This is a genomic window from Propioniciclava sp. MC1683, assembly GCF_014164675.1.
Classification (GTDB): domain Bacteria; phylum Actinomycetota; class Actinomycetes; order Propionibacteriales; family Propionibacteriaceae; genus Propioniciclava.
Window position 1 is genome coordinate 21,273 of sequence record NZ_JACJFX010000022.1, and the last position, 11,604, is coordinate 32,876.

At 69.2% G+C, this 11,604-nt stretch carries 10 protein-coding genes; 4 read left to right on the top strand and 6 right to left on the bottom strand.

What is annotated here, in order from left to right:
- Positions 1-11: 11 nt before the first annotated feature.
- Genes H5397_RS12430 through H5397_RS12450 form a run of 5 tightly spaced genes read right to left on the bottom strand, consistent with a single transcriptional unit; the run spans position 12 to position 6,342 of the window.
- Positions 12-515 carry a hypothetical protein gene (locus H5397_RS12430; protein WP_182817806.1) on the bottom strand — a complete coding sequence of 168 codons (504 nt, stop codon included), beginning with the start codon at positions 513-515 and terminating at the stop codon, positions 12-14.
- Complete coding sequence (locus H5397_RS12435) at positions 512-3,244, bottom strand: FtsK/SpoIIIE domain-containing protein (RefSeq protein ID WP_182817807.1); 2,733 nt, start codon at positions 3,242-3,244, stop codon at positions 512-514. Before H5397_RS12435 ends, H5397_RS12430 begins: the two co-directional genes overlap by 4 nt.
- Positions 3,244-3,720: a nucleotide exchange factor GrpE gene (locus H5397_RS12440; RefSeq protein ID WP_182817808.1), complete on the bottom strand. Its 477-nt coding sequence runs from the start codon at positions 3,718-3,720 to the stop codon at positions 3,244-3,246. The genes H5397_RS12435 and H5397_RS12440 overlap by 1 nt, the downstream gene beginning before the upstream one ends.
- Positions 3,717-4,835, bottom strand: coding sequence for a tetratricopeptide repeat protein (locus H5397_RS12445; RefSeq protein ID WP_182817810.1), 1,119 nt, complete (start codon positions 4,833-4,835; stop codon positions 3,717-3,719). Before H5397_RS12445 ends, H5397_RS12440 begins: the two co-directional genes overlap by 4 nt.
- A 1-nt stretch (position 4,836) precedes the next feature.
- On the bottom strand, positions 4,837-6,342 hold the full coding sequence (locus tag H5397_RS12450; RefSeq protein ID WP_182817811.1) for an Hsp70 family protein: 1,506 nt from the start codon (positions 6,340-6,342) through the stop codon (positions 4,837-4,839).
- Between the two features lie 412 nt (positions 6,343-6,754).
- On the opposite strand from H5397_RS12450, the gene H5397_RS12455 reads away from it, so the two are divergent.
- Positions 6,755-7,651, top strand: coding sequence for a hypothetical protein (locus tag H5397_RS12455; protein WP_182817812.1), 897 nt, complete (start codon positions 6,755-6,757; stop codon positions 7,649-7,651).
- On the opposite strand, the gene H5397_RS12460 is transcribed toward H5397_RS12455, so the two are convergent.
- Complete coding sequence (locus H5397_RS12460; RefSeq protein WP_182817813.1) at positions 7,645-8,556, bottom strand: L,D-transpeptidase family protein; 912 nt, start codon at positions 8,554-8,556, stop codon at positions 7,645-7,647. The genes H5397_RS12455 and H5397_RS12460 overlap by 7 nt on opposite strands.
- A gap of 190 nt (positions 8,557-8,746) precedes the next feature.
- Between H5397_RS12460 and H5397_RS12465 the strand changes: the two genes are divergently transcribed.
- The 3 genes from H5397_RS12465 to H5397_RS12475 are packed head-to-tail and all read left to right on the top strand — an operon-like array spanning position 8,747 to position 11,392.
- On the top strand, positions 8,747-9,955 hold the full coding sequence (locus tag H5397_RS12465) for an acetyl-CoA C-acetyltransferase (protein WP_182817815.1): 1,209 nt from the start codon (positions 8,747-8,749) through the stop codon (positions 9,953-9,955).
- A gap of 2 nt (positions 9,956-9,957) precedes the next feature.
- Positions 9,958-10,737: a CoA transferase subunit A gene (locus H5397_RS12470; protein WP_220492254.1), complete on the top strand. Its 780-nt coding sequence runs from the start codon at positions 9,958-9,960 to the stop codon at positions 10,735-10,737.
- 1 nt (position 10,738) lies between these two features.
- On the top strand, positions 10,739-11,392 hold the full coding sequence (locus tag H5397_RS12475; RefSeq protein ID WP_182817818.1) for a 3-oxoacid CoA-transferase subunit B: 654 nt from the start codon (positions 10,739-10,741) through the stop codon (positions 11,390-11,392).
- Positions 11,393-11,604 lie beyond the last annotated feature (212 nt).

The following is an 11,604-nucleotide window of genomic DNA, read 5'->3' on the forward strand; positions in this document are numbered from 1 at the left end:
ACCTTCCTTCTTCAGCGGGGAATCGTGAGGATGACGATCATGAGGATCAGTGCGAGCGTGATGCCGGCGATCAACGGCCAGGGCACCGGGCGGCTGTCCTGCACGGGCACGGGCGGGGCATGCGCGGTGGGAGGGCTGGGTGCCGGTTGGGGTGCACGTCGGGCGCGGTCGGCCAAGGTGCGCAGGGTGATGACGGCGGTGTTGAGGTCCGCCATCGACTGCAGGACCTCTGTACGACGCACGTTCACCGGAACCGCGGCTGGACGCATGCGGGGAGGGATGAGCGTCTCCTCGACGAGTCCCTCCACCCCGTGCCACGCGTTCTTCAGGCTGCGCTCGACGAGTTCGTTGGCCTGGGCGGCTGTCTCGGTGCCCTGATTCTCTGCAGCCGCCGCGAGTTCAAGGGCCGCCTCGTACGCAGCTGCCGCGGCACCCTCGCGATGCTGCAGCCTGGCGAGGGCGTCGCGTGCTTCGGCCACGTGGGCGAGGTAGGCCTTGTAGTCCGGTGTGCTCATGGACATCCCTCATCCGGCGTCAGCGTGAGGGGCATGAGCACCATCGGATCCGGCTGGAGCGAGATATCGCGCACGAGGACGCGAAGGTCTGGTGAGGACCACTGCACGAAGGGACCGAACTGGTCGCTCACGGCATCGGGGGCGACGCGGAAGAGCGCGACCACGTCGACCAGCCCCCCCTTGCCGCGGTTCGTCGTGTGGTCGTGGTAGTTGCGCGCGTTCGTCCACCAGCCCAAGAGGTGTACGTCGTAGGGGACGCCTTCCTGCCAGATGGTGTGGATGTCGTCGAGCGTGCAGGCGCCGTCGGCGGCAAAGTTCGGCACCGTGATCTGCGGGATGCGGTCGACGCCGAACACCACGAGGTGGAGGGCTGTTCCGAGGGAGGCTTCGCGGCGGACATCGACCTCGGCGACTGCATCGTGGATCAGGCCCGTGGCCCCCGCGCGATCCGTCCGTCGGACGATGTACCCGCGCCGCGCGAGCTCGGACTCGAGCATGTCCACGACGCCGTGGTCAGCGTCGGCGTCCGGGAGTACATCGACCACCCAGAACTCGGCACGGTCCGGCGAGGAGGTGGCGGCCAGCGACAGGGCAGCGATGGCGAGCGATACGGCAGGCTGGGAGGCGGAGTTCGGTTGCTCCTTGCCGGTGCCCAGGATGCTCAGGTGCCGACCCGGATCCGGGCCGAAGCTGAGCCACACGGGGGCCGGGTCCACGCCGATCGAGTGCCCGAGCAGCACGTGGGGGCCTTCCGGGCAGGACCCGGTAGCGGTGTCGTAGTGGGGAAGTCGCCCGCCGTCGAAGGTCGAAGGAACGTGGCGCCCGCCGTCCGCGATGACCATCCGCCGACGGATCGCCGCGAGTTGGCTCGGCTCGGCGAGTGCCACGACTCCCCGCGCGTTGGCCTCGACCTCCCCGAAGTCCCTGTTCACCACGATCTCGCCGCGGTACCGGAGCCGCGCTGCCTCGGTGTTGGTCTGGGACAGGACCGCCCGCGACTCCACTGCGGAGTTGTGCAGGGCCAGTCGGATGGGGAACTGGGAGAAGATGCCGTCCTTCTTCGCGACCAGGCCGGTGACACCGGAGAGGGTCTGGGTGGCGAGGACGAGGTGGATCCCGTAGGCGCGGCCCTTCCTCGCCAATCGCTCGAGGGCGAGCAGGGCTTCGGCCGAGAGGGCGTCATCGTGCTCGAACAGGACGTGGAACTCATCGATGACGGCAACGATGCGGGGCATGGAGGCGTCCGGTCGTGCCGCGCGGAAGCGGGTGATGTTGTCGCCGAACGGCTTGATGATGGCCGCTCGTCGCTCGAACTCGGCGACGAGGTGGTGCAGGACGGCCACCCCGTACGCGCGGTCGCTCTCCAACCCCAGCAAGCGCGCATGGGGCAACCACGCGCTCTCCTCGTCATGGCGGGCCAAGGGATACAGCGTGACCCCGTCCTTGAAGTCGAGCAGGAACATCTGCACCTCAGCGGGGCTGTAGCGCATGGCCAGGCTGTGGATCAGTGTCATGAGCAGGTTGGACTTGCCCTGGCCGACCGCACCCGTGACGAGGACGTTGTGCGTCTGCTCGACATCGTCGCCGAGCACGATGTCGATCTGCTGGTGCCCGCAGCGTCCGATCGTCGCGACCAGTCGCTCCGCGGATGACTCGGACCACAGGTCGGCCGGTTGAAGGGCTGCGAAGTCGATGCGGGGCGCGGCCGCACTCTTCACCCGGGCCGCCAGCCGCGCGATGACGGCCTCGACGATGGAGGGCTCAGGCGTCCTGCCCCAACGGACGTCGAAGCCCTCGAGTCCAGCGACCGTGCCACGGTCGAGGTCGAGGGACCACCCCTCGCGGAGGACGGGTTCTATGTCCACACGGTCGGGGATCGCGCAGTCGGGGTCGACGTGCACGAGGAAGTTGATGCCGCATGCTGGGCCCGTCCGCATCAGCGTCGCCAGGCGTGAACTCAGTTCGGGCGTGAAGCCACGGGGGTAGTTGAGGACCGTGACGACCCGGAACGACTCGGTCGGTTGGCTGGTGGCGCGGCGGAAGCCGCCCAGCGTGGTCCGCTCGCCGCGGTACATGTCAGTCACGCGCCGAACATCGCGGGTCAGCTGGTCGAGGAACTCGCCGAACTCGGCTGCGCCGGCAAGTGCTGTGGACACCAGGTCGTCGTGGGCGCCACGCAGCGGCGCGAACAGGGCGAGCGTCGGGGAGAGCTCGGGGTCGAAGGAGGCCAGCGTCAGCTGCCCCGCCCCGGTGCCCAGCAGGGAACGCAGGAGGATGTCCTGGACGAGGGGCCGTGCGCGATCCTCGGCAGCTCGGCTCGCTCGCACGACGATGTTGCCGCCATCCAGCCAAGGAAGGACGACGGGGATCTGGATCGCCGTCGTGGGGTCCAGCGCCAGCCGGGCCGTGCCCACGCGCACATGGTCGGCCACCGCGAGCACCCCCACCGCCACGTCGCCGGCGTCGCGGGACCACGGGGCTGACAGGGGGCCCGGGGCGAGACGCTCGGCGATTCCTGCTGCCGCCGTGGCTGCATCCGCCGCTGCGCGGCGGGCCTCCTCCCGGCCCGCGCGCACCGAGGCCTCGCGGGTTTTGGCTGCCTGCGCCCGCGCCGTGGCCGCGTTCCTCGATCGGGTTCGCTCGAGTCCAGCGGCCAAGGTCGCCGTCCGGTTGGCCGCGACGACGACCGACGCTACAGCCGCACGCACGGACTCTGTGGTGCCCTCCATCACGACTCCGGCGGCTCGGTCACCGTGAGGGGGGCCGTGACGACCACGTCCGCAGGGCGGATCAGCGTCCCGTTCAGGTGGTACCCCCGGCGGACGACGGTGAAGATGGCGTTGGCCGGGGCGTCCTCGGTTTGCTCGGAACGGACGCAGTGGTGCACGGCGGGGTCGAACTCGCTGGTCTGCTCGATCGGCCGTACCCCATGGCGCACGAAGATCCCCTCCAACTCGGCCGCAACGCTGTGCGCCATCGGATCCTCCTGACCCACAACGCGGTCGTGCAGGCTGAGGATGTCGCACAGCAGGGGGGCCAGGATCTGGCGCGTGAACCCCTCGCGATGGAAGGCCGCCTCCTCGCGCAGCGCGTCGATGGCCTGGGACTTGGCCCTGTCATCTACCAGTCGCCGGTGGAAGAGATCCCGCAGCTGCATGACCTCGCGCAGCAGATCGTCCAGGGTAGGCGAGATCTGATCTGTCATATACCAGCCTTGACGATGGGTGCCTCTGCCAGGGTGAAGCGCCACTGGGGCTTGCGGTGGCGGGTCACGTAGGCGAGCACGATGCCAGCGATACTCAAGATGCCGATCAGGATCAGCATGCCATAGCCGGAGAACACCATCAGCAGCGAGACTGCGAGGCCGCCGAGGTACCACGTCAAGTTTCCGGAGTGGCTCCAGACGGTCTCCTCGGCCTTGAGGGCCAACTCCATGTTCTCCTGCAGCGAACTGCGCAACTTGTCGTCGACGAAGCGGAGGGCAAGCGCGCGCTGGGTCATCTCCTTCGTCACCCGGATCTGCTCCTCCGAGGTGATCGCGAAGCGCCCGTTGATGAGCTGGGACCACTTGGACAACGTGACCTCGTGTAGGGCCCACGCGAGGTAGTAGGCGAAGAACTCGTTGTCGGGGGCGACCTTCACCACGTCCTCCATCAGCGCCAGGGCCTCGGCCGGTCGGTCAGTCTGCAGGTAGAGGTTGGCGATGGCGGTCTTGTAGGCCGGGTTCCCCGGGTCGAGGCGCAACGCCGTCTCGTACTCGGCCAGGGCTGCGGTGAACTCACCCGTGCCGCACATCGCGTCGCCGTAGTCGAAGTGGTAGCTCGCATTCTGCGGCTGGAGCCGGATCGCCTCCCGGAACTCGAAACCTGCATCGCGGTAGTCGCCCAGCATGAACGAGGAGTTGGCGCGGATCGACCAGGCCTCGTGGTCCGCCCCGTTCGTTGCGATCGCCTCGCGGGCAGCGTAGTTGGCCGAATGCGCGTTGCCGACCGACAGGAAGTTCCGCGCACGCGTGAGCCAATCGGCATTGCCCTCCGCTGAGGTGGCACGGCTGTTGTCCGCCGCAGCGCGAGCCCTCTCTGCGCCGCGCGTGGAGTCGTACTGCTGACGGCGGCCTGCTTCCAGGAGGGTCCGCTCCGCGTCGGCCAACTCCGAGATGCGGCGCTCAGCCAGCTGCTTCTGCGTGGGGTCTGCCTGCCCGGCCCGTTTGTTCCAGAGCCTGCGCTGCGAGCGGATGGCATCCTTGATCCGGTCGTCGTCGGCCGTCTCCGGCAGGTTGAGGATGTCGTAGAAGTCCACCCAGGTCTGCGTCGTGGTCATGTCAGTTAACCTCCGTGTTCCTATTGTCGTCGTGGGCGTCGTCAATGTCGTCGGCGCTGAGGTTGGCGTCGTTGGTTACTTCGAAGCTCGTGATGAGCGTCTGGGCCGAGTAGTCGTAGACGCTGATGAAGACGATCTGGTCGATGTCGTAGGCGTACTCGACACCGATGGGGGCACCCTTGGGGTAGGGCGGGATCTCGATCGTCTGGGTGCCGATCAGTTTCACGTACGTCGGGTCGTCGTCGTCCCCCTGCGTGACGCGGATGTTGATCTCGGTCTGACCGTCGACCACGGTGGAGAATCCCTCAGAGCGCTTGGCCGGGATCTTCGTGTTGCGGGGGATGATCGTGAAGTTGCGCTCCTGCCCGGTGTCCGCGTCGAGGGCGATCACGCCCAGCCCTTGGGAGGTGACGTCTTTCACCACCAGGGGCGGCGTGTCGTCTCTTCCCGGGGCCTCCAGGCCCGCTTGGAGCGCGGCGCCGAGGGAGACGACCTCGTCGGGGTTCCCCGCGACCTGCGGCTTGCGGCCGGCCACCACTTCGAGCATCCGGGGCACCGCTGGCATGCGTGTCGACCCACCCACCAGCAGGATCTGGTCCACGTGGCTCCAGCCGAGACCCAGTTCCTCCACCAGGGAGATCGTCATGTCCCGCGCTTGGTTGAGCAGGTCACTCGTGATCTCCTCGAAGGTGTCCCTCGTCAGGGACAGCGTTCGTGTCACACCGCCCGCGGACAGGGGGACCTTGGTGGTCAAGGCCTGGGAGAGTGTCCGCTTGGCCGTCTCGGAGCGATCCCGCAGCATCGCCTCGTCCTCGAAGGTCGCCATCAGGTCGGGGCCACCCGCCGCCTGGAACTCACGGTTCAGCCAGATCATGACCCGGTCGTCCCAGTCCTTGCCGCCGAGCTCGTGTAACCCGTCGGTGCCCATGACATCGAGCACGCCGTTGCGGATGTTCATCACGGTGACGTCGAATGTTCCGCCTCCGAGATCGAACACGAGGAACGTCCCGTCCCGTTCCTTCTCAGCCCCGAAGGCCAGCGCCGCCGCGGTCGGCTCGTTGAGCACGCGCAGGACGTTGAGGCCCGCGATCCGGCCGGCATCCTTCGTGGCGCGACGCTTGGCGTCGTCGAAGTAGGCGGGCACGGTGATGACGACATCGCGCACGGCCCCGTCGCCCAGGTACAGCTCGGCGTCCTCCTTGAGGCGCTTGAGGATCAGGGCGGACACGCTCTCTGGGGTGTGGACGACCCCGTTGGGTGCCTCGAAGCGCCAGTCGGGGTTCCCCATGTGGCGCTTCACCCACTCCACCGTGTCCAGGGGGTTGACGGCGGCGCTCCGCTTGGCCATTTCGCCGACCAGGACTGATCCGTCATCCTGGAAGTACACGACCGAAGGGGTGATGCGTCCACCCTCGCGGTTCGGCAAGATGGTGGGCGTCCCGTCCTCACCCAGCATAGAGACCGCTGAGTAGGTGGTGCCCAGATCGATACCTATTGGCCGGCCCACGATGAGCCCCCTCCCCGTGCGTGCCTGTGGCCCCGGTGTGGGGCCGCGGCAGACTCGCCTTGGAGTTTGCCGCGGCGGGGACCTGCCAGATCGGGGTGGCGTGAACAGTCCGGCATCTGTCCGTTCTCGACGGGGGGTCTGTGAAGCGTGGCTGGCCGCAGCGTGCGCGGCCAGCCACCGTCAGGACCCGCCGGTCACGAAACGATCAGGAACAGCAGGAAAGCGACGACGTTGAAGACGGTGTAGATGACCACGGTTGACCCCCTCTCCAGTGCGGCACTGGAGTGATGCCAACGGCGTCCGTGGTCGTGGAGGGCCTGGAGGTGCGGGGTGGGGACTTCCGCGCCATGATGGGAGGGTGGATGTGGGTTCGCTCCGGGCCGAGCTGAGCACCTTGTGCAAGGGGCGAGGCTTGGCGCGCTCGAATCCACGCGGCTGGATCGGGCCGGGCCTGCAGCGCATCTTGGACCTCGATGCGGGTGCGAGCGACAACGTCTACCGCGACCGCCTGCGTGGGTTGTTGGTGGACGCGAGTGACGCCTTGCCCGCAGACCTGAGGTTCCTGTTCCTCGCCGCTCTGGGTGAACAGAGCGACCTGCCCTTCCTCGAGGCGAGGCTCGAAGAGGCTGGCGAACTCCTCGACCGGGGAGTGCGGGCTCTCCGCCGCCACCTGCGTGAGGCCGAACGTCTCGTGGCCGAACACCTCATCGAGCGGCATCGGGCGGGTTCCCACCCATTCGCCGAGGACGCGTGGCATTGGCGCAACCAGGAAATCTGTCTGAGCGAGAGGCCCGATCCGGGGATCGTGCTGGGCAGGACGCTGGTGTCGCTGCAGGCGGGACTGGACTCGCTGGTGGAGGTGTTCACGATCCCTGCCACCCCCGGTGAAGGTGCGGTCACCTTCACCGCCGGAGAGGGAGTCCTCGGGGTCGATGCACAGGGCCAAGGGGGGAGCACGTGGCAGGTGACGCTCCGCGTGGCGCCGATGCGGTTGGGCGAGAGTCGGTGGACGCAGCTCCGGGTGGGGCTCCCGTCGGTTGACGTGCTCAAGCCGTATCTGGCTCTCGCTCCCGTCCGGCGGCACACCGGTGCTCGGGTCACGGTGGACTTCGGCAGTCCGCCCTTCGCAACCACGGCGTGGGTCCTTGACGCGGTGCTCCCTACGCAACTGGGGGCGCCACGGGGGGGCTTAGAGGTGGTCAACCTCTCCAACGGACCGGTGTCAGTGCCGTTTGAAGGTCCACGTCCGGGATTCATGTACGGCTTGGGGTGGGAGTGGGCCCCTGGGCGTGGACGTGGGCCTCAGTAGACCCAGACGCGGGCCTCGATGGGGGTGTTGTCGAAGATCCACTTCGCGTCGTCCTTCGAGGCGACGTTCACGCAGCCGTGGCTGGACCGGCTGTACCCGCGCTTGGCGAAGTCGGCCGAGTAGTGCACGTACATGTTCGGGTCGAACATCACCGAGTACGGCATGACGCCCTCGCCGTAGGTGGGCGAGCTCGGGTTGCGGTGCTTGTTGTAGACCCGCCACAGGCCGTTCGCGGTCGGGAAGAGGCGCCACTTCTTCGTCTTGGCGTCCGACGTCCAGCCACCCAGGCGCACGTCGATGGTCCTCTCGGCCACGCCGTCGCGCACGAAGGTCAGGGTCGAGTGGGCCTGGTCGACGCACAGCACCACCCCCGGGATCTCGGTGCACTCGCGGGGGAGGGCGGCCGAGCGGGCCGGGCGCCCGGACGCCAGCGCGTACCAGGTCTGCGCGCCCGCGTACCCGTCGGGGTTCACCTCGCGGGAGCGCTGGTAGCGCAGCAGCGCGTTCACCGCAGCGACGCCGATCCGCTTCTGGGGCTCGCCCTCGAGGTAGCCCAGCTCGATCAGGTCGTTCTGCAGCAGCGTCGCGCACTCACCCTTCGACCAGTTCGACACCGTGGTGTCCAGGCACGCCCCGTACTTCGCCTCCTGCGCGGCGGTCAGGACCGGCCGCGGGTGCTCGGGGTAGGTGGGCCGGCGCAGCCCGATCGTGGTGTCGATCGGCTCGGGCGTGGGGGTCGGGGTCGCGCTCGGCGTCGCCGACCCGGACGCCGCGGGCTGCGGCGGGGCGGGGGCCGGGCTCGCCGCGTCCGGGGTGGACACCGAGGCGAGGCCGGTCGAGGGCGGGGCGACCGCGCACGCGGCGAGCAGGGGGATGGCCGCCAGCGCGGCGAGGAGCTTCTTCATGGGGACTCCGGGGGGTGTCGGGGTCCGTCCATCATCGCCCGTAACCGCGGGAAGGCCGAATCGGCGGCAACTCGTCCCTGACTGTGACACATTCACTTATGAATCGAGCGAGATCAAGTCTTGGACCTGACAAGGACTGACGTGGGACCGTTGAGGGGAGAACAGGTCCACCACCGACAAGGGAGTTCGTATGGAACCCGTCGTCATCTGCCACCCGGTGCGCACACCGGTGGGTGGCTTCATGGGCTCGCTGGCCGCGATGCCCGCCGACGAGCTGGCCACCGTGGTCGTGCGCGAGGTCGCCCGCCGGGGCAACCTCGTGGAGGGCGACGTCGACGACGTCATCCTCGGCAACTGCAACCCGAGCGGCGAGTTCCCGGCCATTGGCCGCATCGCCGCGCTGAACGCCGGGCTCGGCATCGGCGTCCCCGGCCTGCAGGTCGACCGCCGCTGCGGCTCCGGCCTCCAGGCCGTGCTCTACGGCGCGATGCAGGTCGCCACCGGGGCGTCCAGCCTCGTGATCGCCGGCGGCGCCGAGTCGATGAGCCGCGTCGAGCACTACGCGCTGCTGCGCCAGGGCGTGAAGGGCGACGGCGTCCAGTTGGGCGACCGCCTGGCCCGCGCCCGGTCGACGGCCGGCGGCCGCGACCACCCGATCCCCGGCGGCATGATCGAGACCGCCGAGAACCTGCGCCGCGAGTACGGCATCAGCCGCGAGGAGCAGGACGAGCTGGCCGTGGCCTCCCACCGCAAGGCCGCCGCCGCAGCTGCGGCGGGCCGCTATGCCGATGAGCTGGTGCCCGTCGAGGTCCCCGGACGCCGGGGCGAGACCACGGTCGTCGACACCGACGAGCACATCCGGCCGGACGCCTCGCTGGAGGCCCTCGCCAAGCTGCGGCCCATCATGGGCCGGACCGACCCCGCCGCGACCGTCACGGCCGGCAACGCCTCGGGCCAGAACGACGCCGCGGCCGCCTGCATCGTGACCACGCGCTCGGAGGCCGAGCGCCGCGGCCTGCAGCCGCTGCTGGAGCTGAAGTCGTGGGCCGTCTCGGGCGTCGCCCCCGAGATCATGGGCATCGGCCCCGTGCCGGCGTCCGCGGCCGCACTGGCCAAGGCCGGCATCACGCTGGCCGACCTCGACGTGATCGAGCTGAACGAGGCGTTCGCGGCGCAGGCGCTGGCCGTGCTGCGCGAGTGGGGCATCTCGGCCGACGACGAGCGGCTGAACCCCAACGGGTCGGGGATCTCGCTGGGCCACCCGGTGGGTGCGACCGGCGCCCGGATCCTGGCGACCATGGCGTACGAGATGCAGCGCCGCGAGGCCCGCTACGCGCTGGAGACGATGTGCATCGGTGGCGGCCAAGGCCTGGCCGCCGTGTTCGAGAGGGTGGCATGAGCATGGACAAGGTGGTGGCGTCGGCGGCCGAGGCGGTGGCCGACATCTCCGACGGGGCGACCATCGCCGTCGGCGGCTTCGGGCTCGCGGGCATCCCGTGGTTCCTGATCGACGCGCTCCTGGAGCAGGGGGCGTCGGACCTGGAGATCGTCAGCAACAACCTCGGCGTGGACGGCCAGGGTCTGGGCAAGCTGCTGGAGGCGCACCGGATCCGCCGCGCGGTGTCGAGCTACATCGGCGAGAACAAGGAGTTCATGCGCCAGTACCTCGCCGGCGAGCTCGAGGTCGAGCTGACCCCGCAGGGCACCCTCGCCGAGCGGCTGCGCGCCGGCGGAGCGGGCATCGGGGCGTTCTTCACGCCGTCGGGCGTCGGCACGGTGGTCGCCAACGGCGGCATGCCGTGGAAGTACGACGCGGACGGGTCGGTGGCCATCTCGTCGCCCCCCAAGGAGGTGCGCGAGTTCCACGGGCGCCGCATGGTGCTGGAGACCGGCATCGAGGCCGACGTGGCGCTGGTCCGGGCGGCCGTCGCCGACCGGCACGGCAACCTGCGGTTCCACGCCGCGGCGCAGAACTTCAACCCGCCCGCCGCGATGTCGGGCCGCCTGACCATCGTCGAGGCCGAGAAGGTCGTCGAGCCGGGCGAGCTCGACCCCGCCGACGTGCACGTCGCCGGCGTCTTCGTCGACCGGGTCGTGGCGCTGACGCCCGAGCAGGCGCAGTTCAAGATGATCGAGAAGCGGACGACGACCCCTCGTCCCGGCACGGACGAGGAGGCCTGACATGGCGTGGACGCGTGAGGAGATGGCGGCCCGGGCCGCCCAGGAGCTGGCCGACGGCCAGTACGTCAACCTCGGCATCGGCCTGCCGACGCTGATCCCGAACTACCTGCCCGACGACGTGCACGTGATCATGCACTCCGAGAACGGCATCCTCGGGACCGGCCCGTACCCCTACGACGACGAGGTCGACCCTGACCTGGTCAACGCCGGCAAGGAGACGGTCACGGTCAACCCGGGGGCGTCCTACTTCGACTCGGCGACGAGCTTCGCGATGATCCGCGGCGCCCACCTGGACGTGGCCGTGCTCGGCGGCATGGAGGTCGCCTGCAACGGCGACCTCGCCAACTGGATGGTGCCGGGCAAACTCGTCAAGGGCATGGGCGGCGCGATGGACCTGGTCCACGGCGCCCAGAAGGTCATCGTCCTGATGGACCACCAGAACAAGCACGGCGACTCCAAGGTGCTCACGACCTGCTCGCTGCCGCTGACCGGTGAGGCCGTGGTGAAGCGTGTCATCACCAACCTCGGCGTCCTCGACTGTGCGGGCACCCACTACGTCCTGCGCGAGCTCGCCCCGGGCGTCACGGTCGAGCAGGTGCTCGCCGCGACCGATGCCGTGGTCGACACCACGCACTGCCCCTGGGGGAGGGTCTGAACCACCCCCTGCCCGTGGGGAGGAGTGGTCCCCCTTGTCCCCCGCCTCCAGCAGGAGCACAATCCATAACATCGTCCGGAAGGACGCATGATCGGGGGATCGCGGTCCGGCAAGTCTTTGGCGCGCCGTTTGCGCCTCGTGATCCCCTCGACCCCCACTGGCCGCACCCTCCGTCGCGCACCGATCGCTGCCAGGGATGACCATCGGTGCGC

Excerpts from the sequence above, each read along its gene's own strand:
- H5397_RS12430 (WP_182817806.1), bottom strand. The coding sequence starts at position 515 with ATGAGCACACCGGACTACAAGGCCTACCTCGCCCACGTGGCCGAAGCA.
- H5397_RS12435 (WP_182817807.1), bottom strand. The coding sequence starts at position 3,244 with ATGGAGGGCACCACAGAGTCCGTGCGTGCGGCTGTAGCGTCGGTCGTC.
- H5397_RS12440 (WP_182817808.1), bottom strand. The coding sequence starts at position 3,720 with ATGACAGATCAGATCTCGCCTACCCTGGACGATCTGCTGCGCGAGGTC.
- H5397_RS12445 (WP_182817810.1), bottom strand. The coding sequence starts at position 4,835 with ATGACCACGACGCAGACCTGGGTGGACTTCTACGACATCCTCAACCTG.
- H5397_RS12460 (WP_182817813.1), bottom strand. The coding sequence starts at position 8,556 with ATGAAGAAGCTCCTCGCCGCGCTGGCGGCCATCCCCCTGCTCGCCGCG.
- H5397_RS12465 (WP_182817815.1), top strand. The coding sequence starts at position 8,747 with ATGGAACCCGTCGTCATCTGCCACCCGGTGCGCACACCGGTGGGTGGC.
- H5397_RS12470 (WP_220492254.1), top strand. The coding sequence starts at position 9,958 with ATGGACAAGGTGGTGGCGTCGGCGGCCGAGGCGGTGGCCGACATCTCC.
- H5397_RS12475 (WP_182817818.1), top strand. The coding sequence starts at position 10,739 with ATGGCGTGGACGCGTGAGGAGATGGCGGCCCGGGCCGCCCAGGAGCTG.